The following is a 24,633-nucleotide window of genomic DNA, read 5'->3' on the forward strand; positions in this document are numbered from 1 at the left end:
ATGCCTGAATCGAAATATACGTTTCTTTTCAAGCATGTTTCTATTTTCACGATTAATTATTAAATTGCGGTAAATAATGTTTATGTGCTGCTAATAATTCTTCCATTATTTGTTTAGCTTTTAGATCACTCGTAACCAATGGATTTATACAAAGCGCTAGCAATGCTTTTTGAGATGAGCCAGATATTGCAGCATCAATAGCAGCAAGCTCAAATGACTTTATTTGTTGAATAAGTCCATTTATTGAAGGAGGCAGTGCACCTACTGTTAGCGGAATCGGTCCATTCTTAGTAACGACACAATTGACTTCAACAACCGTATCATTAGGTAGATTGGAAATGGCTCCATTGTTTATAACGTTTAAGGTTTGAATATCCCCTTTGTCGTTATGAATGGAGGAAATAAGGTCGCATGCTACATTACTATAATAAGCACCGCCTCGTTGTTCAAGCTGTGGTGGCTTGATATTTAGGCTTGTATCTTTATATAGTTCGAATAATTGATTTTCCAACTCCTTTACCACCTCGGCTCTTGTTTTGCCTTGACGGTATTCCTCTAACTCTTTTTCTAGGATTTCTCCAGTTTTATAATAATATCTGTGATATGGGGACGGGATCATTCCTAGTCCTTTTAGAAATTCTTCTTCCCATGGTATTGGTGTAATATTTTTCATCGATAATTGATTTTCTGGATTAGCTAGTAATGCAATCACTTCTTGCAACCTCGATTTTCCATTCACATGTACGTCCATTCCGTATGACATATGATTTAGGCCAGCAAATGTAATGTGAATGTCGTCAACTGGTACATCTAACAGCTTGGCAATGGTTATTTTCATATTAATAGGTACATTACATACGCCAACAACTTTATGATGGCTACTATGTTTTAATTAGGAATATTATTTTATACTTCCCAAATAATTGAAACTGCTATGGTGTGATTTCTTTATCATAGTAAAATGGAACAAATCGAATGCTATCACCGTTCTTAATACAGTCTACAATGGGCAGGTACATCTCGTTAATCTCTCCAACAACATTTACTCGCTCATCTTTTGGATAATTTTCACGCATGATTTGTATTTCTCCAGAGTATCGTTTGTATTTCTCATTATCGATAGTGATTTTTCCTCTGAATCTTTCTGAACAGTGCTCTGATATGATTTTCTCTCCTTGACTCGCATAACCTCGCGATTCTTGCAATCGTATTAAACCGTGTGGTGAATCAATGCGAATGGTGTATACTTGATTATATAAGTAATCGTAATTATCCGTAAATGATACTGGAACAGAGATAATCTCATCTGATTGGTAGTCTTCAATTAGTTTTAACTGTTCTGATGAGATTTGTACATCACTTAAGAATACTTGATCAACCAAACTTTTTGTTATCAAATCAAGATAAGCTAAGTAAGGTGGCCAGCCGCGATGCTTCTCTAGAGTCGGTAAACCTTCATAAATTGGACCTCGTAATGCTTGATCACCTGGTATAAAAGCAATTATTTGGACAGATCCTTTTTGTTTGATAGCTTGATTCTTTGTTTCAAATAGCTTCTCATCTAATCCTGTTTCAGGTCGCGGATAAAAATTATGCATCGCATATAACAACTTCCCTTCTAGTGGCAATGGAACAGATACATCTAAGGTCGAGGCATTGAAAGCGATAGGAATCTTCTTTGCTAATTGTGTGATTTCTCTTTCATTAAAACCGTAATCCAAACGCAGTACAGAAATATGTAAATCTTTTACAAGTGAAAGTATATCTTTCTGCTCGAATATCGCTAATGTTTTCGGAGAAACATCAGCGATAATATTAAAGTCATTCTGATATAACCAATGGCACATTTCTTTTGTTTTGTTCACATAGTCATCGTCTACCTCTTCTGCAATATGTAAAGAAGTAAAAACAAGGGTATTTTTCCGGTTTATAGTCTTTAACATTGGCAATTGTTTTTCGAAGGTTGAGGTGTAAACAGAGAACCCAAGTGGATTATGCATTGGCTACATCCTCCTTTTTTATAAATAATAGTGTAATTATAAAGCCACAAATGTAAGAAATAAAAATACCGATTACGTAATGAATCATTTTATCTGCTTGCATTAATGGAATAGCTACGAGTCCTGACGGTCCCCAAGCATTCGCCATCACGTGTGTCATCATCACATATGCTCCACCAAAGCCAGCACCTAGGCCTGCTGTAATAAATGGTTTACCCAGTGGTAAAGTAACACCATAAATCAATGGTTCTCCAATACCTAGCAAACCAGCTGGTAAAGCACCTGCGATAATTTGTTTCATTCGGTGATTACCTACTTTTTTACAAATTAAATAGATCGCTATGGCAGCTCCTACTTCACCAGCACCTGCCATAGCGAGTACAGGAAATAAGGAAACTCCTCCTAGTGCTTCTAATTGAATCGCATAAATTGGAATTAATCCATGATGAAGACCTAATAGTACCATGGGTAAAAATACTGCGGCCAGAATATAGCCCGAGATAATATTAACTACTGTATTATCAGAACCAATGATCACACTTAATGCACTTACGAGCCAATCAGATAATACACCAGATACTGGCATTATAATGAATACGAATAAAGCTACGGCAATAAGAAGTGTTAAAACGGGTGTAGCAATCAGATCAAATACATCGGGTATTCGTTTACGTATCGCTTTTTCTATCTTTGCCAAAAGAAATACACCAAAAATAACACCTATGATACCGCCTTTTCCTGTTGTTAAAATAGAATTTAATGGCTCCTCTGCATCATAGAGGTTAAAAAGTTGAGAAAGTTCAACGATTGGTGCTGCTATTGATATGGCACCAATCATACCACCCAGTGCCTCGGTTGCACCAAATCGCTTTGCTGCATTTACACCAGTAAAAATTGCAAAATATCCTAAAAAGCCTGTTCCAATAAGCGAGAATAGCAATCGAATGGCTTCCCAAAAGTCATTTGTTAGTGTTCCTTCTCCTTGTAATGTACCAATTAAGCTACTAAATCCGTTAAAAATACCAGCTGCAATAATCGCAGGAATCATTGGAATGAAGATACCAGAGATTGTTTCAAGCGCAGACTTTAGTTTACTTTTTTTCTGTTTTTGCTTGATGGAAGCTTTATTGTCCTGCCAATTTTCGGTTACCTTTTGATGGTCATCAGTAGATACATCACTATCTTCTGACACTTTATATCGTTCCAATAGCAAATCCGCTAACTTTTTAGCTTTCCCTGGACCCACAATTATTTGGAGTGTTTCAGCTTGAACAACACCCATTACACCTTCCAATTCCTTTAAACTTTCTACTTCTACTTTATCTTCATCTTTCATTCGAATACGTAAACGGGTCATACAGTTGGTTGCTGCTTGGATGTTACCTTCTCCACCAATTCGTTTAACTATCTGATCAATTAATTTCTCATTTTGATTCGCCATAAGAACCCCTCTCTCATCTTTTATTGTATTGTCTTTCTTATATGTCCATTTGCTTTTTCAAGACTTGCTTTTGCAGTTGTTATATCACTCCCTAGTAAAATCATGGTAATGGCTAATTTTACATCTCCTTCTCCTTCTTTTAATTTGGCTTTTGCTGTCTCCATATCTACTTCCGTAGCAGCCATCACAATACGTAGAGCCCTTGTTTCAAGTTTTTGGTTGGTTGTTTGTAAATCTACCATTAAATTTTTATAGACTTTTCCAATTCCAACCATTGAGATAGTAGAAAGCATGTTTAAAATCAACTTTTGAGCAGTAGCAGCTTTCAACCTAGTAGAACCAGATAACACCTCTGGTCCAGTTGTTACTTCAATCGGAACTGTCGCAACCTTTCCAATTGGAGAATGTTGATTGCAAGCAATGGCGACGGTTTTTGCCCCAATCGAATTAGCATAGTTTAGTGCTCCAATCACATAAGGTGTTCGGCCGCTAGCCGCTAACCCTACTACAATGTCATTTTCTTTCAATTGAAGCTCTTTTAAATCCTGTTCTGCCAATGTCCTACTATCCTCGGCACCTTCAACTGCTTTTGTAAAAGCCTTTTCACCTCCAGCAATAAGTCCAATCACTTTTTCAGGGGGGGTACCAAATGTTGGTGGACATTCTGCTGCGTCAAGCACACCTAAACGTCCACTTGTTCCTGCACCGATATAAATTAATCTCCCATTACTTTCGAAAGACGAGATTATAGATTTTACCGCCTGCTCAATAGCTGGTAAGACAGGCTCGATTGCTTTGGCTACTTGTTGATCCTCTTGATTCATTACTTTCAGTGCTTCTATAACAGACATTTGATCCAAATTCATTGTCTTCGTATTTTGTTTTTCCGTTGTCATATTATTAAGGTTAATCATTGAGATTAGACCCCTTTCTTATCTGATTTTTTTCTAGAATAGCAATTGATTCTTCGTATTGAATATTCATATAACTCGTATATAAAATATCTACTAGATTCAACTGAGATATTCTAGAGGACATTGCTCCACTTCGAAACACATACTCATTTGCTGCAACAAAAAGATTATAATCAGATATTCCAGAAATGGTTGCGCTTCCATATTTTGTTATAGAAATAAGTTTGGCTTGATTTTCTTTAGCTGTTTTTGCGCATTGAATCATTTCCTCTGTTTCTCCTGAATATGAAATAACTATTCCGATGTCATTGTCTGTCATATTTTTTGCCATTAACAATTGTGTATGCCAGTCTTCTGCAACATAAACCATTTTATTAATTCGAGTAAATTTTAGTTGTGCATCCTTAGCAACAATAAGCGAAGCACCGATTCCAAACAACACAATCTTTTCGCAATCATGAATTGATTTCACACAATCTTCTATGACATTAATGTCAAGTAAACTTGACGTTTCTTCTAGTGATAAAATATTTTTATTGGTCACCTTATCAACCACTTCATTCACACTATCTACTTTGTTAACATCAGCAATCTGTTTATTCTTGTAACTGGTTCTAACAGCTTGCTCGTATAATAGTGACTTAGAAAATTCTTTATAACCTGAAAAACCATTCTTTTTACAGAGACGAATAATAGAAGAAGGTGATGAAAAAGTGTGCTCAGCTAATTGATAAATTGTCATTTTTGCTACTTCTTCTGGGTGATTTATCACAAATGAAATAATTCCTTGTTCTGTTGTACTTGCTTGCTCGTAATACTCCTTAAATCGAATTGTTGCGATTTTCACTCGATTGTTCCTCCTTACTATAGTTTGATCATAGTCATTGTAAAACTAAGTGTCAATAAAATATCTTTATAGTGAAACTTTATACCATATATTGAAATTATTTTATCTTTTATCGTCAATTATATGAAACTTTCTACTAATTTGTCTTAATTGCAGCACTGATTTGCGGTTTTGAAATTCGAAAATCAATTTATATGGAAAAATCTAACAAAACAAATATAGTTGGTAAAATTCGTGAAGAGGAACAATTTCTAATTGATTACCTTCAACCATGGGACAAATTTGGCTTTAAGGAAAACAGAAAATAGAATTAATAAATATAAAATTTGTAATGACAATTACATGAGTTAGCAATACGTGAATAGTAAAAATAAGTGCATAAAACTTGAATAAATTCTATAAAGTTAATATAGTACCACATTTGCTAGATAATAATTGGGGGAGAGGTTAAGAAGATGAATTTAGATGAAATGTCTATTAGTAAGATTATGACTTATATGAATCAAGAAGATAAAACAGTTCCTTATACTGTTGAAAAGGCATTTCCACAAATTGAACCAGTAATTACAAAAGTAGTAGAAACTATACAAAATGGTGGCAAGGTTGTTTATATGGGGTCTGGAACTAGCGGTAGATTAGGGGTACTTGATGCATCTGAATGTCCACCTACTTTTGGTGTAAGTCCAAATCTGTTTACAGGGTTAATTGCTGGTGGAGATACAGCGATTAGGAATGCGGTAGAGAATGCAGAAGATAGTCAAGAAAGTGGCGCAAAGGATGCCGGTCAAACATTGACAGAGGGTGACCTATTAATAGCAGTTGCAGCTAGTGGACAGACACCTTATGTCATTGGGGGAATAAAGCAAGCGAAAAAAATGGATGTTCCTACAGCTGGAGTGGTTTGTTCCGATAATTCTACAATTAGCCAATTGGTTGATTTTCCCATAGAATTAATCGTTGGAGAGGAGATAGTACAAGGTTCAACCCGTTTGAAAGCTGGTACTGCACAAAAATTAGTTTTAAATATGATTTCAACGATCTCCATGATAAAATCAGGAAAAGTTTATCAAAATTATATGGTTGATGTACAAGCATCTAATGAAAAATTAAGAAATCGAACAATATCTATCATCCAAGATATTGCAGATGTAGACGAAAAAACAGCATTAGTGAAGTGCAATAATAATTTAAAAGCAGCTACTCTAGTAAGTAAATTTCAAATTGAGCCAAATAAGGCTTTTGAAATTCTTGAAGCCGCGAGTAATAATTTAAGAAGAGCAATGGCTATATTAAATGAGCAATAAAGCGAGTGAGGTGGGACAGTTGGTTAATGTTATCGGTATAGATGGTGGCGGAACAAAAACACATGCTATTTTGGCCGATTCGCATGGTAATACAATTACTCAATATATTACTGGACCGTCTAATCCCAATGCAGTTTCACCCGAAGCATTGGAGCATACATTTAAATCTATTTTCGCTCATCTTAAAAGGGAATATCCAGAAGAGTTTAATAAGGTATCTGGGGTGTATGCTGGGATAGCTGGTGCCGGAAGCAAGAATTCCCAGCAGCAATTACATAAATTGATTTCTCTCTATATACCAAATAATTGTAGGCTACAAGTAGAAGTGGATGCATTAAATGCATTGTATTCTGGAACTTTCGGGAAACCAGGAATTGTTCATATTTCCGGAACTGGTTCAGTATCTTATGGAATAAATCATCAGCATAAGCAAGATCGAGTAGGTGGCTGGGGACATTTACTGGGAGATGAAGGTAGTGGCTATGATATTGGGAAAAATGGAATATCTGCCGCATTGAGGTTTTTTGATGGAAGAAGTCATGAAACAATTCTCTTGGAAATGATTTATGACTATTTTAATGCGAAACATGTTCGAGAGGTTATCGATCAAATCTATTTTTCTGCTGAATCAAAGAAAATAATTGCAAGTATGGCAAAACTTGTGTTTAATGCATATAAGGCAGGTGATATTCCTGCAAAAGAAATAATAGAAAATGCGGCAAAGGAGATAGTGCTAAGTATTCTAACGCTTCATGAGAAGCTTTTTCCTGATAATCGATATGTGAAAGCGGTTTTATGTGGTGGAATCTTTCAGGATGATGCTATATTACCACCGCTAGTGAAGGAAGGAATTATGAATGGTGAACATAATATAACTATTGTTCAACCAACTTTATTACCAGCTCAGGGTTCCTTGATAGGATGTTATTTGAGCCTTGGGAAAAATATAACTCCAACGATGATTACAAATATGCGAAATCTAAAGTAGGGGGCGATATTAGATGTCACAAATGAAGGGTGGATTGGTTATCTTAAATGATATGATAAACAGTTTGCCTCCATCAGAACAGAAAATAGCAAATTATATATTATTACATCCGGAAGATTCTATACTACTTACAGCTTTACAGTTAGGCGAGAAGAGTGAAACGAGTAGTGCTGCGGTAATTCGTCTATGCAAATCGCTTGGTTTTAATGGTTTTCAAGAATTAAAACTACGTGTTGCAGGAGATTTAAGAGTGAATGAATCAGAAGGCTATCGAGATATCGAGCCCAACGAGGAATACGCAAAGATCATAGAGAAAGTAAACACTAATACGATACAGACATTAAAGGACACGGTGGACATTTTAAATATGGATCAGATAAAAGAAGCCGTTCAATTATTAATTAGAGCAAGATCTATTTTATTTGTAGGATTTGGAGCATCATATATTGCAGCGAAGGATGCAGAACAGAAGTTTCTCAGAGTTAATAAGCAGGTGCATTCATTTTCTGATCTACACATGGCGGCTACTGCAATTGCTAATAAAGGATCGGAAGATGTTGTAATTGGTATTTCCTTCTCAGGTGATACCTTTGAGGTGACAAAATTACTAGAGATGGCCAATAATAATAATTGTAATACGATTAGCATTACAAAATATGGTAACTCATCAGTTGCTAGTATTGCCGATACAAACCTTTATATTTCTGCTGCAAAAGAAGCAACATTTAGAAGTGGTGCAACAGCTTCTAGAATTGCTCAGTTGCATTTAATTGATGTGCTGTTCATGTGCTATGCTTCTGAAGAATATGACAAAACGGTAGAAAGATTAGATTCAACAAGAGAAGCATTAAGCAGTTTTAAACAACAATTTGATACGAAGCGAAAGATAAAAATAAAACGAGATAAAGGATGAAAGAGGCTGAGACAATAGAATGAAGAAACAATCAAAAACGAACGATAAGGTGGTTACCCCCAAAAGTTAGAGTTTATACTATGCAGCTGATTGGCTGGATTGCGTTCGGTACTCAACTGGACTCAGCCCAGCCAATTTTTCCTTTACCCCCTTTTGTTTTAATTCCAGGCCTTCCTTACCTTGTTTGCGAAATTTTTTCATCCAGAGTTTAACAATGGACGAAGTGCTCAACTTAAATTGAACAGCAGTTTCTGTATAAGAAGCACCTGTCTCTAACATAAATTGTATCGCATCTAATTTAAATTGAACAGAATACTCCTTCTTTGTATTTCTTCGTTCTAGTCCCTCCATACCGTGACGTTCATAGTTTTTCACCCATTCATATATTGGTGTAAAGCTACCCATATGATATTTTTTGGCTAAGGAACGATATGAAAGATTTCCATCTATATTCTCGGTGACAACCTTCACTTTAAATTCTTCACTATATTTAGCCACAAAAACGCCCCCTGAAATTAGATTTTTTACTCTAACTTCAGGGGGGCGTCATCGTATTTGAAATTAATTATCGCTCGTTTTTTGATTAGAATCATTCATTTAGCATCTGAAATAAGCGAGACTCCGGCGCGAACAGCACGAGTCCGAAGATCCACGTGGTAACGTGTTTTTCTTTACCAAGTTAGCTGAGGCCGTGCCCGTGGAAAGCGCGTATATTTTCACGGTGCGGCGATAATCCTCCTATTGATAACATGATTATTCGTATGTTGAGTAAAGAAGTTGTGTTTTGTCCTAGCCTCCTTTTATCCTACATATAACTGGTAGTTAGCGCCCCCGCTTCAAGCAATAAAGTGAAAGCAATATGGATAAAAGGAGAGATCAACTGCCAGTAAATGTCCGATTGGTTTAAGGGCCTTTAGGTCAAACCCTTGTGGTACTAACAATCCGCGAGCGATAAACATTTCCCTCACGGATGGAAGCTTCACTTTATTTAAAATTTACAATGAAATAGTTCTACACTATAATCTAGTAAAAGTGTGATTTTTTTGATTTTTCACTAAAATATGTCCGTAAAGGGGAGGAGTAATGAAACTAATATCGTGGAGTAAGGATAGAATAAGTGAATTGGTACAGTTATGGAATAAAGAAATCGGTCAATATTTTCCAATGAGAGAGGAATTATTTGGACAAAATAGTTTTGCAGATACGAATGTATGTTACGAAGCATCACAAATTGCGGTTAATGCTGAGAATAAAACTATTGGTTTCATTGTTGCTAAAAAATGGCAGGATGAAATTGAAGTAGGGTTACCCGCTAATACTGGTTGGATTCAAGTGCTACTTGTTCATCATAATTATCGTCATCAAGGTGTAGGTAAAGCATTGCTAGCTCATACAGAAAATACATTTAAACAAAGTGGAGTAACTAGAATTATTCTTGGACAAGATGTGTGGCATTATTTTCCGGGGATACCTAGTGTACTTCCACAAACATCAGCGTGGTTTGAGCATCAAGGATATCAAGCAAATGGTAAAGCGTTTGATTTACTAAGTAGTTATACGGCGTTAAGTTACCCCAAACCAAACAAGCCTGGTGTTGAATTATCTTTATTAAAGAAAGAAGAAAAGAGTTCGTTACTGACTTTCTTAAATCGATGTTTTCCAGGAAGATGGGAATATGAAGCCATTCAATATTTTAAGCACGGTGGAACTGGCAGAGAGTTTGTCGTATTGAAAAAAAATCAGCATATTATTGGTTTTTGCAGAATCAATGATGCAAGCTCACCGATAATAGCACAAAACGTTTATTGGAGCCCATTATTTAACGAAGCGTTAGGTGGTATAGGTCCGCTCGGGGTAGATGAGCAGGAACGAGGAAATGGTTATGGTAAAATGGTAGTTCAAGCTGGAATTCATTATTTAAGAGAACGTGGTATTAACCGAATTGTAATTGATTGGACCGGACTAGTGAACTTCTACAAGCAATTAGATTACGGTGTTTGGAAAAGCTATTGGTACTATGTTAAGGATTTAGTAAAATAGAAAATATTAAAAAATCAGTGGGCTCTCTTGCTTTTGTAAGAGGGCATTTTATATGTTCTATGAAGGATTAGCACAAATAACTATATTCTGTAAAATATTAGTAATATATTACATGTTATTTTGGTTTCTTAGAAAAAGCCAAATTCTAGTATTTAAAGGCATTGCTTAGTTATTTTCCTCATCACGAAAAAATAACTAGATAAATAGCAAGGTATAGGAATTAAAGCTTGTTCTTTACATACAATAAATAAAAAGCGCTTTGTTAACACTATTAGTAAATGCTGGAAAATGGTTGATTCCCATTAATAGATATCCTATTAGTGTGAATTCATATAAAAATTAAGTGAAAAAGGGGGAGTATACAGTTGAAGGGAATACTAAAATTCCGCTGGATATTGCTGTTTTTAGCTATATTTCTAGTGACTTTAGCCGTAGGGTGTTCTTCAGAGGATGACGCTTCGGAAGAAGGTACTGGAAATGATTCAAGTGAAGGTGCAAAGGAGGTGGAAGGCGAAATAGCAGGTGATTTGGAAATACAATATTTTGTTGGGGGATACGGGGATTCATGGTGGAAAGAAGTTATTGCTGATTTTCAGAAAGAATACCCGGATGTTACTATCATTGAGCATGCAGGACCTAATATTAATGAAGAAATGCGATCACGTTGGGTATCGAATGATCCACCAGATGTTGTATATATTGATGGAGCGGGTTCTAGCGAAACGCAAATGGTAGAAGATGGACAATTAATGAATTTAACAGATTGGGTAGAAGGAATTGAACTAGAAAATGGTGATAAATTAGTAGAGAGCTTTATTGTAGATCCTGGTAAATTCGATGGAGAGATTTATTCGTTGCCTTTAGTTTTTGATACGTGGGGAACCTGGTATGATCGAGCCTTATTTGAAGAGAAGGGGTATGAAGTTCCTACAGATTTTGATAGCTTTATGAATGCTATGGCTGAAATTAAAAAGGGAGAAGGAATTGATCCGTTTGTAACGTCAGGTCAGCATCCCTATTATTTCCTTCGAGGAATGCTATATCCAGCATTTGGAGCAGCTGGAGGTGATGAATTATTAGCGGATTTAATTACTGGAAAAGAAGGGGCATGGACGAGTGATATCGTTTTAGAAACGATGAAAAAGGTAGAGAAAATGCAACAAGAAGGAATGTTTGATTCGGGTCTTGGTGCATTAAATCATACGCAGTCACAAATGAATTTTCTTTTGCATAAAAACGCCTTTATTCCAGTAGGTTTCTGGTTACCGAATGAAATGGCTAATGATATTCCAAAAGGATTTGACTTTGGATTTATACCTTCTCCAATGCAGGATGTAGGTGAGCCATTTGCTATTGTACCTGACTTACGTCCATTGGCAATTGCAGAAAATGCTGAAAATCCAAAGGCGGCAAAGGCTTTTGTTGAATTTGCCTTCACTAGAGAGTATGCTATGTCCTTCTCCGAACATACGGGGGCAATTATGAATCTAACAGGGGTAGATTTAACTGCGAATGATAAGATACCTAGCTATTTGACAGAGGCTAATGCCATGATAAACGATCCAGAACAAGTACAAATCTATGAAAAACCTCATCCAATGAGCGCCGATTTGGAAACGCCAATCGGAAATGCGCTGATGTCATTAATGCTTGGGAATATGACGGCAGAGGAATTCGTGAAAGAAGCCGAAAAAGCAGCTGAAAATTACCGTAATAGTAATTAAATGACAATGTAAGTGATGCCCGTCAGCTTTGTTTCACTGCTGACGGGGATTATTATCCGCAAGTCAGTATGGATGATGTTTAAGCAAAGCCTAGGAAGAATGATGTCGTGCTTAGTCCTTTATTTAGGTTACAGATATTCATTTCTTATAGTTCAATAGAAAGAGTGATTTGATGGTACAGTCAAAAAAACAGAAATATCTGTTTCTAGCATTTTGTTTAGTGCCGACATTTATCATGTTCGCGATTTTTACACTTTATCCATTGTTTAGCGGTCTTTATTATTCCTTCTTCGATTGGTCAGGTGCCTCGCAACATAAAGAGTTTGTCGGTTTAGCAAATTACATCAGCTTGTTGAAGGATGCTATTATCCCGGATACGATCATTCATGATTATTTTCTCGTTGCTACAAAGGTGATTGGTATCATGATTCTTGCTATGTTTTTTGCAGTGGCATTAACACAGTTAAAAATCAAAGAAGCACCATTTTATCGAATTGTTTTCTTTTTTCCGAATATCATGTCTGTAGTAGTTATTGGCATCCTATGGACGTTTATATATAACCCCAATTTAGGACTTATTAATTCTGGGTTGGAGTTTTTAGGCTTAGAAAGCTTTGCCAAGCCATGGCTTGGCGATGAGAATTGGGCACTACCAAGTCTTGTTCTTCCATCCATCTGGGCAGGTATTGGTTTATTTTTATTGATGTTGATGGGAGGAATAGCGAATGTGTCCAAAAGCTATTATGAAGCAGCGGAGATCGACGGTGCAAGTCAATGGCAGCAATTTTGGAAAGTAACCCTTCCGCTAGTGTGGCCACAAATTAAAATTTCTGTCCTCTATATTGTAATTACTACACTGAACGGATCTTTCATTATCGTACAGGTCATGACTGGTGGTGGACCAAACAATGCTACACATGTAATGGGGTCATATCTGTATCAACAAGCATTTGTGCAGTATAATTTTGGCTATGGGGCTACCATTGGAGTTATGATATTGATTCTTTCGCTACTTACGGTACTAATATTACAGTTCTTTATGCGTAGAGAAAAAGTGGAATATTAATTCGATTGTGTATGAAAGGAGGAGCTACCGTTGAAGCGAAGTGTTGGACAAATTCTTGGAAGGACAGGGATTCGAATACCATTAATCCTTTGGACAATAGCTGTATTATACCCTATCTTTTGGATGTTTCTTGGATCCTTTAAGTCAAATGCAGAAATTTATCGTAATCCATGGGGGATACCGGATTCATTTAATATCCAAAATTTTGTAACAGCATGGTCCAATTACAATATTGATATTAGTGTATTTAATAGCTTGGTTGTAACCTTAGTCGGTGCATGTTTGACCTTAATTCTCTCTATTCCAACAGCATATGCTATCGAACGAATCCATTTTCGTGGAAGTAAACTACTATTTACCTTATATGTATCAGCGATGATGATTCCAATGGTGTTAGGCTGGATTCCGTTATTCTTCCTTTTAATGAAATTGAACCTGTTGGATAATATTTTCGGATTGGCAATTGTATATGCTGTAAGTCAACTACCATTTTCTATTTTTGTATTAACAAGCTTTATTAGTACAATCCCCAAATCATTAGAAGAATCAGCAGCTATGGATGGAATGTCGCCATATCGTGTTCTGTGGAAGATCATTACACCGTTAAGTCTGTCAGGTATTATCACCGTCACCATAATGAATGTTATTCAATTTTGGAATGAATATTTTATGGCTTTAATATTTCTACAAAGTAGCGAGAACTATACACTTGCTTTAGCAATTGATTATATAAGTAGTGAGGCGCAGTATACAAATGCATGGGGAACGTTATTTGCCAGCCTAGTAATTGCTATTGTTCCTGTTATTATTTTATACGCTATTTTCCAGCAACGAATTGCTAAGGGGATGACAGAAGGGGCAATAAAGGGATAAAAAAAGGTGGTGGATGACAAGTTTCCACTCACCTTTTTCTAATAGTCTAGGAAATTAAAGGAAATTATAAATGTAGCCCATGCGGATAAGTAGGGGCATGTTGAGCCGAGAGCGACTTCACGAATCGCCCTAATCTAAGACATCATCGGCTCGCAAGCTTATAGTGATTTCTTTATCTCCGTTGACTCGCTCCAGTCGTTACGTTTCTAATCGAGCGTTTGCGCTTTTGTTCTTAGTCCTTCCATGTATTTTTTAAAACGCGGATCCAATTGCCATGGGCAATTTTTTGTAGCTCTTTATCAGAGAAACCATGTAGTCGTAGCTTATTCATCAGGTTAGGTAATCCAGTAACGTCTTTCATACTGTCCGGAACGGTTGTACCATCAAAGTCTGAGCCTAGGGCCACATGCTCTATGCCAAATTGTTCCGCAATATATGCGATATGGTGAACGATTTCATCAAGAGAAATAGCTGTACCAAATTGTCCATCCGCTCGAATCATATTAACAGCATAATTAATTCCAACAACACCATTACTCTCTTTTATCGCTTGTAGCTGTTTATCAGTAAGATTTCTCGAAATTGGACAGATTGCGTGAACATTAGAGTGTGTGGCAACAATAGGTGCATCGCTTAGATTTGCCACATCCCAAAAACCTCTTTCGTTTAAATGCGTCGTGTCGATCATTATTCCCAATTCGTTACACTCGCGAACCAGGTTTTTCCCTGCTTTTGTAAGCCCATCACCTATATCGGGTGTAGCTGGATAGCGGAAAGGGACTCCATGTCCATACTTGTTTGGGCGGCTCCAAACTATTCCCAGAGAACGTAATCCAGCTTGATAAAGGATATGGAGGGCATTAAATTCTTCATCTATTGCTTCAGCGCCTTCCATATGAAAGATAGCAGCAATTACATCGCTGTTTAAACAATGTTCTAATTCTGCGGCATTTTTAACTACTTTTAATGTGCCATTCGATACAGATTCAAGTTTAAATAAGTTTGCAGCAAGCGTATTTGTGTAATTTAAGGCTGACATTTGATTAATTGGTGGAGGTAACGGGATATCGTAGCCGTTTTTTGTTAAATATTTTTCCGGTTCTGCATCATAGTCCGAATTGGGAGTGAAAGCAGCAAAGAATCCCCCACAAAAATTTCCCCTTCGCGCACGAGGCAAGTCAATATGTCCTTTAGCGGTTTCAGAAAAAAATAAGCCCTCCATATCTTCTGGATCGTGCAAAAGTCTTAACAACGTATCGTTATGTCCATCAAATATAGGAAAGTCATTCATGGAAACATCTCCTTATCCGTTTAAGCTTAATCCTTAGTTTAGCATGCCATTTAAAAAAATAGTAGGTTCTAAAATTAGCGGTATTGGCTAGTAAAAGTTCCATAGTAATATAGTTCTTTTTTAATGCTTGTAACTGAAGCATATACTATTCTCCTATTAAATGGTGAATCATAGGTAGTTCATTCTAATCATTTTTTGAAAAGTTAGATTTATTTGATAAATAGTAGTAGATATTTCCATATTTCTTTGCTATTGTCAAAATAACTACATACATACGAAGGATTAACATCTATGACCTGAATATCTTGAGGGAAGGTAGGTGTTATTTTTTTAGTAGATTTGAGTGTGAGATTCATGTTGGCAAGTTGATTCAATTCGACATTAATCCTCTTTGAATTTGCACAAGAATGTTGGGTTCCCACGTAAGCTAATTTTCTAAAGGGAGGAAATATCATTGAAACATTACCGATTGATATCCATCATCTCGGTAGTCCTGTTCTTCATTATGTTTCCGTTATCTAGCTTTGCAAACCAAGAAAATAAAAAAGATGCAAGCAATGATGAAATTAGAGAAATCATCGAGGGGATGACACTTGAGGAGAAAATAGGTCAGCTCTTTGTTGTGCATGTTTATGGACAAACTCCTACTGATCCAGATTATGAAGACATTAATTTGCGTAATCATCGTGGCGGAAAAAACTTTCAGGAAGTTATTGAAAATTACCATGTCGGTGGAATCATCTATTTCAACTGGACAGGAAATATTGGCATGCCGCTTGATGCTGCACAAGTAAATGGATTATCAAACGGATTACAGGAAATTGCGATGGATCAAGATTCTTCCATCCCATTATTTATTTCCACAGATCAAGAGGGGGGAATTGTCCAAAGAGTAACAAGTCCGGGTACTGTATTTCCAGGGAATATGGCGCTTGGAGCTACAAGGTCGGAGGATTATGGCACGCGTAGTGGCAGTATTATCGGAGAAGAACTGAACAGCCTTGGAATTAACATGAATTTTGCACCAACGGTAGATGTTAATATGAATCCAGAAAATCCAGTTATCGGTATTCGCTCATTCGGGGAGGATCCAAATCTTGTATCTAACCTTGGTGTAGCTCAAGTAAAAGCTTATAAAAAGGAAAATGTAATATCTACAGCCAAGCACTTTCCTGGTCATGGTGATACAGCAGTAGACTCTCATTATGGATTGCCAATTATCGATCACGATCTGGAAACACTGCATGAAGTAGATTTAAAGCCATTTAAAGAAGCCATTGATGCCGGAATTGAATCGATTATGACTGGGCATATCGTAGTACCGGCCCTTGATGATTCGGGATTACCAGCTACATTATCGGAACCAATTTTAACCGATTTACTTCGAGAAGAAATGGGGTTTGACGGATTAATTATTACGGATAGTCTAGGAATGTCGGGAGCAAACGTCGTACCACCTGAACGAGTACCGGTGGAGGCCTTTAAGGCAGGAGCTGATATTTTATTAAATCCGCCAAATGTTGAGCTTGCATTTAATAGTATGCTTGAAGCTGTTCAATCTGGAGAGGTTAGTGAAGAAAGACTGGAAGCGTCTTTATATCGTATTCTACATGCGAAAATGGACAATGGCTTGTTTGAAGATCCGTATACAGACTCAGAGGCTATTCAAAATATTGGAGTAGCTGAGCATTTACAAACAGCACAGGAAATTGCTGATAGAAGTGTAACGCTTGTTAAAAATGATAATAACGTGCTACCGCTTGAAGAAACGGAAAAAGTGCTAGTGACAGGTCCATCAGTAGCGAAGCCTGTTATGGTATCAAATCTTTTACAGGAAAAAGGGATCAATACGAGTAGTTATCCTACAAGCACATCTCCTACAGACCAACAAATAGAAGAGGCAGTTGCACATGCTAATACTGTAGATAAGGTAATAGTAACTTCTTATACAGCTAATACAAATGAAAGTCAGCAAGAATTGGTTTCAGCATTACAGGCATCAGGCAAGCAAATCATTGTATCTGCCCATCGAAATCCTTATGATATCATGGTTTTTCCTGAGGTGGATGGGTATTTAAGTACCTATAGTTATTTAGAGGTTTCTATGAATGCAGTAGCAGATGTTTTAACTGGTAAACAAAATCCATTCGGTAGATTACCAGTTACCATTCCAGAGCTGTACGATATTGGTCATAGCCTAGATTATATTGAAACAGAGCTTAGTGCAGATGGAATGAAGGAGCTTGTTGCTGAATTAGTTAATCAAGGTGAAATAATAAACGGTGAACGAAAACTAACGATGCATTTAACGGCAGTTAGTCGATATGAGCAAACTGGATTATCAGATAAAGTAATTAAGCATATGGATAGTTTCCAAAGATTATTAGAGCATCAGCTTGAAAATGATGCTATATCAGAAAAAGCATTTAGTTATCTGGATACGCAGGCAATTCTTTTAATAGAGCATTGGCAATCACAATAATAATTGCAATTATCGGGGGTATTGTACGTTGTTATGGACAAAACAGAAAAGAAATCATAAACGATGGGTACAACATGTTCTTGTGCGTACTTTAGCGAGTATGTACATTCTCTTTATGATTATATGCCAGATTTCTTCACCTACTACTGCTTCATTTTCAGATTCATCCAAGGTTAGCGGTACAATTGTAGCCTATAAGGAAGATAAGAAGCCTAAATCAAATGAAGATGATCCTGTGAATACTGATCAGACACAGAAAGAATCTGTAAAAAATCAGCCTAATAAGGAAGAAGATAAATTAGATAACAAGGAAGCTTCGGAGCAGGGATCAGCAGAAGCTGATGTAGAAGAAGCTACAGAAAGAGAAACTGAAAAGAAACAGCCTAGTGATGAAGATAATGCTGTTAATAAAGAGGAATCCTCTAGTAAACCAGAACAAGAAAAACAGAGAAATAAAGCAGAAAAAGAGGTTAACGGAGAAGTGTCTGAACGGAGTGATTCTGCCAATGAAGAACAAAGCGCTACTAAAGAAAATCAGTAGTGGGTTAACGAGCTTACTATTCATATTTCTACTATGTATGCTATTTCTTGTGTTCATTTCTAAGGTGACAGGAAATGAAGGAAATCTATTTGGATATCAACTGAAAACAGTTTTATCTGGATCAATGGAACCTAAAATCGATACAGGCTCAATAATCTCCATTAAAACTGGCGGGGATATGACAAGGTTCCATAGAGATGATGTTATCACATTTAATACGAAAGATGACATGATTGTCACGCACCGAATTACCGAAGTATTAAATGATGGAGAACAATATATTACAAAAGGTGATGCGAATGACGGACACGATCTAAGTCCAGTACTTTCAGAGAAAATCATTGGATATTATACAGGATTCACTATTCCGTATGTAGGGTACGTGATAAATTTTGCTAGTTCTCGTGAAGGAGCAGCCTTGCTCCTTATTTTGCCAGGATTTTTACTCCTAACTTACTCCTATATTATTATTCGTCGTACGCTCAGACAGGTGAAAGAAGTAATGGATGAAAAAGATATGAAGACTGGGAAAAAGACCCATTTTAATAAAAAAGGGGAGGATTTTCAATGAATATCAAAAAGCAATTAGGTATGGGAATGGTTTCAGCTGCATTAGGAATATCATTAATAAGTGGTGGTACATTTGCTTATTTCAGTGATAGCGAAACAACGAACAATACATTTGCTGCTGGTACGTTAGATTTAGCTGCCGAACCTACAGAAATTATTCAAGTAGAGAATATTAAACCTGGAGATTCGATGGTACGAGATTTTGAACTACAAAATAATGGAACACTCGATATTGATAAAGTATTACTTGATACAGATTATACCGTAGGAGATGCTAATGGTGATAATACCGCCGACTTTGGGGAGCATATTGAGGTTGAATTCCTCTATAACGCAGATAAATTAGATGAAGTAATCTACCAAACTACGTTAGCTGAATTACGACAGATGACCCCCGAGGCAGTGAATGAACATGTGTTTGATCCATTACTTGGAGAGCAAGGATTGCCAGTTGATTCCATTGATGATTTAGTAGTGAAGTTTAATTTCGTAGATAATGGTGAGGATCAGAATCAATTTCAGGGTGATTCTCTTCATTTAGAATGGACATTTACAGCAACCCAAGAAACAGGTGAAGAAAAATAACTGTTTATCCCGCATGTAGAGTGCCGTAGGACTCCCACTTTAAGTGCCAGAGTTAGTGAAAAATAGTCAAAGTGGGTGAAAAGGTACTTAGATGCCCGATTCGTTTAACTAATCTTCAGTAGGAGATGGAAGAAAACTCCTATTGAATGAAGTTTCACTTTATTTGAGGGGGGATGACCGGTATGAGAAGACAAGGTAAATCATTCTTGCTTATTTTAATATTTGCCATATCTATCATATTCACTAACCTTGAGGTTGGACAAGCCTCTGATCAGGAATTAGTACCTGGCGAACCGGCCAGTGTCGATATGATTGATAACCCATTACAAGATATCGATTATGCTATTGATCAAGCTATCGCTGAACAGGTAATGCCTGGAGCAGTTGTATTTGTTGCTAGAAAAGGGAAAATTGTAAAACACGAAGCGTACGGATATGCAGCACGATATACAGATGCAGATTTTACAGAGATGGAGCAGCCTATTGAAATGCAAAAAGATACGATAGTTGATATGGCTTCCATTTCAAAATTATTCACTGCAACAGCAGTCATGCAATTATGGGATCAAGGTATGTTTGATTTGGATGATCCTGTAGCTGATTATATACCTGAGTTTGCTGTAAATGGAAAAGAATCGGTTACTATTCGTCAGTTGCTCACACATACTTCAGGGTTTGCGCCGAGTCCTTCAAGATCTCTTTATTTAATAGAAGGGGGGAGGGATGGCCGGTTAGACTTCGTTTTGAATGAATCATTGCAGAATCCTCCAAATACAGAATATGTATATAGTGATGTTAATTACCTTACATTAGGTATATTGATCGAACGGTTAAGTGGAACGAGACAAGATCATTTTGTAGCTGATCACATCACAGACCCCTTAGGAATGGAAGACACCATGTATAACCCATCGTCTACACTACGAGAGCGTATTGCTGCTACTGAATATCAGCCGTGGACAAATCGAGGATTGGTATGGGGAAGTGTTCATGATGAGAATGCTTGGTCACTTGATGGTGTAGCTGGACAAGCTGGTATCTTTAGCACAGCAGCTGATCTAGCGACATTTGCACAAATGATGTTGAACAAGGGAGTATATAGTGGAGAAAGAGTACTGTCAGAACAAGCTGTAGAATTAATGAATACGAATTGGAATGACGCATTTCCAGGGCAAGATCAAGGATTAGGTTGGGAATTGAATCAGAGCTGGTATATGGATAACTTAGCAGAAGAAAATACGATGGGGCATACAGGTTATACGGGGACTTCGATTGTAGCAAGCCCAAATCAAGAAACAATCGCTATACTATTAACCAATCGGGTACATCCAACTCGTGAAACCGTATCTACAAATCCGATTCGCCGCAAGGTTTCAGAGCTTACTGCCGCAGCGATACATGCTTGGAGTGCAGAAAGTATGAAAGCTCAAGTAGAGATATTAGCAAGAAAAGGCGCCTTTACTAGCGAGCGAGCTGCCTATATGGTTAAACTTCACCTAACTGCGATTAGTAGATATGAAGAAATAAAAGATGCTGAAAAAGTAATGAAGCATCTACAAGGATTTCAAGATCTATTAGACTACCAAAAGCAAAATCAATTGATTTCTGAGGATGCTTACACTACTTTGATAAATGATTCTGCATATTTAGTTAATAAGTGGAGATTGAAAGAGTAGTGAAAAGTAAGTTCCTAAGAGAATCATTTTCTATATGTGAAGTGAAAGACAGCTATGACTCACAAGTAATAAGGTGGGATTAGCTGTCTTTTTTGCTTCATATCCATATTGAAGTTGGAGAATTCCAGGAGGGGTGAATGATGAAAAAGGTAGTTGTAATAGTTTTAAGTCTAGCATTTATATGTTATACACTATCCATGGTTTTGGCAGATAGTACGAATGGAAGACTTGAAAATACGCAAGATGAATTAAAACTGGGTGTCGAAGTTTTATTAGATGAACAAAAAGAATTAATAGAGGGGAAGCGTGTTGGTTTAATTACCAATCCTACGGGAGTGGATCAAGCGTTAAATAGTATTGTTGATCGGTTACACAATGATCCTGCTGTAAATCTAACAGCACTTTATGGCCCAGAGCACGGCGTTCGTGGCGATGCACAAGCAGGAGAATATGTAGAGTATTATATTGACGAACAAACGGGCTTGCCAGTTTATAGCTTATATGGAGAGACAAGAAAGCCAACTCCAGAAATGCTAGAAAATGTGGATGTCCTGCTATTTGATATTCAAGATGTAGGAGCGCGTTTCTACACGTATATTTATACTATGGCTTATGCGATGGAAGCAGCGCAAGAGAATGGAAAAGAATTTATTGTTTTGGATCGCCCTAATCCATTGGGAGGGTATGACGTAGGAGGGCCCGTTCTTGATCCGGACTATGCTTCATTTGTAGGAAACTATCCAATTCCATTACGTCATGGATTAACTGTAGGAGAGTTGGCAAATTTATTTAATGAGGAATTTGCTATTGGTGCCGATCTAAAGGTTGTGGAAATGAATGGCTGGGAGCGCGGTATGTATTATAATGATACAAATTTAGAGTTTGTGATGCCGTCACCTAATATGCCGACGCTTGATACTGCTCTTGTATATCCGGGAGCAGCTTTAATTGAAGGAACTAATGTATCAGAAGGACGTGGTACGACAAAGCCATTCGAATTAATAGGAGCGCCTTTTATAAACAGTACTGAATTTGCACAGGCTTTGAATGAATTGGAAGTACCAGGTGTGTTATTCCGAGCAGCTTCGTTTACCCCGATGTTTTCAAAGCATAGCGGAACACTTACTCACGGTGTTCAAATTCATGTTATCGATAAAGAAGCATATCAGCCAGTAATTACTGGGCTGCATATTGTAAAAGCAATTCATGACATGTATCCGGATGAATTTGCATTTCGGGCCGAAAATAGCTCCGGTATATCTTTCTTTGATAACCTAATTGGTAATGGGTGGGTCCGTGAAGCAATTGAAAATGGTGACGCAGTTGAAGAAATGGTGATAACTTGGAATCAGGAGTTAGAGAGATTTAAGCAAACGCGAAGAAATTATTTACTTTACAAAATACTTGTAGATAATATGCAAGCAGCTGTGGATAGGTTCACAGAAAGTGGTGCCATTGAAGAAGCTGCAAAGCGGAAATTAACAATGCATTTAACAGCAGTAGCTCAATATGAAGAGAAAGGACAAGCTGATAAAGTAAGAAAACATATGAAAGGCTTTAAGCTCTTATTAGATCAGCAGAAAGATAGTCAACGAATTGTAGAGGAGGCTTATAGCTATTTAATGAAGCAAGCCAACGATATGATTAAACAATGGCAATAAAGAACGAGGCTGAGACAAAAAGAATGAAGAAACGGTTAAAAACGAACGATGATTAGTTGAAATTAATTATCGTTCGTTTTTTGATCAGAATCATTCATTTAGCACCTGAAATAAGCGAGACTCCGGCGGTAACAGCACGAGTTCGAAGATCCACGTATTAACGTGTTTTTCTTTACCAAAGTTAGCTGAGGCCGTGCCACGAGTATAGTTTAACGGTGCGGCGATGATACTCCTATTGATAACATGATTATTCGTATTTTGAGTGAAGAAGTTGTGTTTGTCCCAGTCTCGTTTTTGAAGCAATATTTTAAACGCTATCCGAAGTAACTTTAAGCATTTATTCAAAGGAGATGTGTACAAATTGAAGAAAATTGCTATAGTTTTATTTTCATGCATCGTTTGTTTTCCCACTTTATCCATCTTTAGTGCTGCTGAATTTAATGACTATGTAAATGAAGAGGAAATACCTATTAAAGTGGCTACCTATAATATGGCTGCTGGAAGGGGAACGGATGGAAACTATCAGTTGGAGCGAATAGCTGAAACCATCCAAGAAACTGGAGCAGATATCATAGGTCTTCAGGAAGTTGATGTTCATTGGGGGGCTAGGAGTAACTACGACAATACCATTCAATTACTTGCGGAAGAACTGGATATGTATTACTATTTTGCTCCAATTTATGATATGGAACCAGCCCAAGGTAGTGACCATCGTAGACAATTTGGGGTAGCTATGTTAAGTAAATATCCCATTACAAATGCAGCTAATAGGCAAATCACCAGACTTTCTACTCAAGATCCTAATCCTGAGCCGAGACTGGCACCAGGATTTTTAGAAGCAGAAATCACAATTGAAGGAGCGGTGGTTCACTTTTATGTTACTCACTTAGACTATCGTTCTAATCCAGCAATTAGGGAAATGCAAGTTAGTGATATGAGTGCAATTATGTTAGAAAATAATTACAATATTTTAGTTGGAGATATGAATGCTAGACCGAATGCAGAAGAATTGCATCCGTTATTTCAATGGTATGATGATGCATGGCATATCAATGATGTGCAAGGATATACGTATCCATCGACAGTTCCTAACCGGAGAATCGATTATATTTTTACGTCACCTCGTATGAAGATAGACGCTGCTCAAGTAAACATGTCCAATGCATCTGACCATCTTCCAGTCACAGCAGATGTAACAATCCTTCGTGAAAATCACTCCTATTCGATAAGAGGAATGAAATCGCTTATAGACTATTATGAACAACGAGGGGATTTAACAAATCAGCAGCTGATCAATCGAACTCGATTACACTTAGATATACTTCATTATTATGAGGAAAAAAATCGAAAAGATAAAATGATAAAACACTTGGACAGTTTTGTAGACTTGCTTACCTATCAAAAAAATCATCAAATGATCTCAGATGAAGCGTACGATGTACTTGTATCAGATACAGAATTTTTAAGAGCGTGCTGGAGTTCTGAAAAATAACAAACGTGTAGGCGATGTATACGTACATCGTCTTTTTGATAAGTTAAGAAAGTATAAAATCAGTGCAATGACTGCGTTAAGCCAAGTAGTTATTTTGAAATGGTTGATGTATATTGGCAATGCTCCGACGAATTACTTCGCTTTCCGCGGGCACAGCCTCAACTAACTTTGCAAAGAAGAACACGTTGCAAAGTGGATTTTCGGCTCGCGCTAATCCCGCAGGAG

The 24,633-nt window shown here is 37.1% G+C and carries 20 protein-coding genes and 3 pseudogenes; 16 read left to right on the plus strand and 7 right to left on the minus strand.

The window, feature by feature from the left end; all coding sequences use genetic code 11:
- Positions 1-52 precede the first annotated feature (52 nt).
- The 5 genes and pseudogenes from ABDZ84_RS06405 to ABDZ84_RS06425 all read right to left on the minus strand — a co-directional run.
- Positions 53-877, minus strand: a pseudogene (locus ABDZ84_RS06405) (family 4 glycosyl hydrolase); the annotation flags it as partial.
- A gap of 55 nt (positions 878-932) precedes the next feature.
- Positions 933-2,000, minus strand: coding sequence for a MupG family TIM beta-alpha barrel fold protein (locus ABDZ84_RS06410; RefSeq protein WP_166530187.1), 1,068 nt, complete (start codon positions 1,998-2,000; stop codon positions 933-935).
- On the minus strand, positions 1,993-3,441 hold the full coding sequence (locus tag ABDZ84_RS06415) for a PTS transporter subunit EIIC (RefSeq protein ID WP_121605711.1): 1,449 nt from the start codon (positions 3,439-3,441) through the stop codon (positions 1,993-1,995). Before ABDZ84_RS06415 ends, ABDZ84_RS06410 begins: the two co-directional genes overlap by 8 nt.
- A gap of 20 nt (positions 3,442-3,461) precedes the next feature.
- Positions 3,462-4,355 (minus strand): N-acetylmuramic acid 6-phosphate etherase, encoded by an 894-nt coding sequence (gene murQ / locus ABDZ84_RS06420; RefSeq protein ID WP_121605710.1) that lies wholly within the window; start codon positions 4,353-4,355, stop codon positions 3,462-3,464.
- Entirely contained in the window at positions 4,348-5,202 is an 855-nt protein-coding gene (locus ABDZ84_RS06425) for a MurR/RpiR family transcriptional regulator (protein WP_121605709.1), read from the minus strand. The genes murQ (ABDZ84_RS06420) and ABDZ84_RS06425 overlap by 8 nt, the downstream gene beginning before the upstream one ends.
- A gap of 194 nt (positions 5,203-5,396) precedes the next feature.
- Here ABDZ84_RS06425 and ABDZ84_RS06430 point away from each other — a divergent pair.
- From ABDZ84_RS06430 to ABDZ84_RS06445, 4 genes and pseudogenes are all read left to right on the plus strand, one after another.
- Positions 5,397-5,510, plus strand: a pseudogene (locus tag ABDZ84_RS06430) (phospho-sugar glycosidase domain-containing protein); the annotation flags it as partial.
- A 147-nt stretch (positions 5,511-5,657) separates the two neighbouring features.
- Entirely contained in the window at positions 5,658-6,506 is an 849-nt protein-coding gene (gene murQ, locus ABDZ84_RS06435) for an N-acetylmuramic acid 6-phosphate etherase (protein WP_166530186.1), read from the plus strand.
- A gap of 19 nt (positions 6,507-6,525) precedes the next feature.
- On the plus strand, positions 6,526-7,494 hold the full coding sequence (locus ABDZ84_RS06440) for an N-acetylglucosamine kinase (RefSeq protein WP_034679318.1): 969 nt from the start codon (positions 6,526-6,528) through the stop codon (positions 7,492-7,494).
- Positions 7,495-7,507: 13 nt separating this feature from the next.
- Positions 7,508-8,407 (plus strand): MurR/RpiR family transcriptional regulator, encoded by a 900-nt coding sequence (locus ABDZ84_RS06445; protein WP_034679317.1) that lies wholly within the window; start codon positions 7,508-7,510, stop codon positions 8,405-8,407.
- Between the two features lie 78 nt (positions 8,408-8,485).
- Here the strand turns inward: ABDZ84_RS06445 and ABDZ84_RS06450 are convergent, their stop codons facing one another.
- A complete protein-coding gene (locus ABDZ84_RS06450) occupies positions 8,486-8,905 on the minus strand; it encodes a helix-turn-helix domain-containing protein (RefSeq protein WP_166530185.1) in 420 nt (139 codons plus the stop codon).
- Between the two features lie 585 nt (positions 8,906-9,490).
- Here ABDZ84_RS06450 and ABDZ84_RS06455 point away from each other — a divergent pair.
- The 4 genes from ABDZ84_RS06455 to ABDZ84_RS06470 all read left to right on the plus strand — a co-directional run bounded on the left by ABDZ84_RS06455 (position 9,491) and on the right by ABDZ84_RS06470 (position 14,110).
- A complete protein-coding gene (locus ABDZ84_RS06455; protein ID WP_026680690.1) occupies positions 9,491-10,447 on the plus strand; it encodes a GNAT family N-acetyltransferase in 957 nt (318 codons plus the stop codon).
- A gap of 365 nt (positions 10,448-10,812) precedes the next feature.
- Positions 10,813-12,171 (plus strand): ABC transporter substrate-binding protein, encoded by a 1,359-nt coding sequence (locus ABDZ84_RS06460; protein WP_026680689.1) that lies wholly within the window; start codon positions 10,813-10,815, stop codon positions 12,169-12,171.
- Between the two features lie 172 nt (positions 12,172-12,343).
- Entirely contained in the window at positions 12,344-13,237 is an 894-nt protein-coding gene (locus tag ABDZ84_RS06465; RefSeq protein ID WP_121605705.1) for a carbohydrate ABC transporter permease, read from the plus strand.
- Between the two features lie 30 nt (positions 13,238-13,267).
- Positions 13,268-14,110, plus strand: coding sequence for a carbohydrate ABC transporter permease (locus tag ABDZ84_RS06470; protein WP_026680687.1), 843 nt, complete (start codon positions 13,268-13,270; stop codon positions 14,108-14,110).
- A 232-nt stretch (positions 14,111-14,342) separates the two neighbouring features.
- On the opposite strand, the gene ABDZ84_RS06475 is transcribed toward ABDZ84_RS06470, so the two are convergent.
- Positions 14,343-15,401: a dipeptidase gene (locus ABDZ84_RS06475; RefSeq protein WP_026680686.1), complete on the minus strand. Its 1,059-nt coding sequence runs from the start codon at positions 15,399-15,401 to the stop codon at positions 14,343-14,345.
- Between the two features lie 454 nt (positions 15,402-15,855).
- On the opposite strand from ABDZ84_RS06475, the gene ABDZ84_RS06480 reads away from it, so the two are divergent.
- The 8 genes and pseudogenes from ABDZ84_RS06480 (at position 15,856) to ABDZ84_RS06510 (ending at position 24,408) form a co-directional block, all read left to right on the plus strand.
- Positions 15,856-17,883, plus strand: a complete 2,028-nt coding sequence (locus tag ABDZ84_RS06480) for a glycoside hydrolase family 3 protein (RefSeq protein ID WP_034678842.1) — start codon at positions 15,856-15,858, stop codon at positions 17,881-17,883.
- A gap of 28 nt (positions 17,884-17,911) precedes the next feature.
- Complete coding sequence (locus tag ABDZ84_RS06485) at positions 17,912-18,424, plus strand: SipW-dependent-type signal peptide-containing protein (protein ID WP_026680683.1); 513 nt, start codon at positions 17,912-17,914, stop codon at positions 18,422-18,424.
- Positions 18,390-18,995 carry a signal peptidase I SipW gene (gene sipW, locus ABDZ84_RS06490; RefSeq protein WP_051388299.1) on the plus strand — a complete coding sequence of 202 codons (606 nt, stop codon included), beginning with the start codon at positions 18,390-18,392 and terminating at the stop codon, positions 18,993-18,995. The genes ABDZ84_RS06485 and sipW overlap by 35 nt, the downstream gene beginning before the upstream one ends.
- A complete protein-coding gene (locus tag ABDZ84_RS06495; RefSeq protein WP_026680682.1) occupies positions 18,992-19,579 on the plus strand; it encodes a CalY family protein in 588 nt (195 codons plus the stop codon). Before sipW ends, ABDZ84_RS06495 begins: the two co-directional genes overlap by 4 nt.
- Positions 19,580-19,761: 182 nt before the next feature.
- Positions 19,762-21,255, plus strand: coding sequence for a serine hydrolase domain-containing protein (locus tag ABDZ84_RS06500; RefSeq protein WP_343780626.1), 1,494 nt, complete (start codon positions 19,762-19,764; stop codon positions 21,253-21,255).
- A gap of 140 nt (positions 21,256-21,395) precedes the next feature.
- Positions 21,396-22,652, plus strand: a pseudogene (locus ABDZ84_RS06505) (exo-beta-N-acetylmuramidase NamZ family protein); the annotation flags it as partial.
- 18 nt (positions 22,653-22,670) lie between these two features.
- Positions 22,671-22,916 carry an FIMAH domain-containing protein gene (locus ABDZ84_RS21465; protein WP_374489095.1) on the plus strand — a complete coding sequence of 82 codons (246 nt, stop codon included), beginning with the start codon at positions 22,671-22,673 and terminating at the stop codon, positions 22,914-22,916.
- Between the two features lie 361 nt (positions 22,917-23,277).
- Positions 23,278-24,408 carry an endonuclease/exonuclease/phosphatase family protein gene (locus tag ABDZ84_RS06510; protein ID WP_343780628.1) on the plus strand — a complete coding sequence of 377 codons (1,131 nt, stop codon included), beginning with the start codon at positions 23,278-23,280 and terminating at the stop codon, positions 24,406-24,408.
- Positions 24,409-24,633: the final 225 nt, after the last annotated feature.

Origin of the sequence: Virgibacillus salarius (assembly GCF_039521925.1) — a bacterium.
Classification (GTDB): Bacteria; Bacillota; Bacilli; order Bacillales; family Amphibacillaceae; genus Virgibacillus; species Virgibacillus salarius.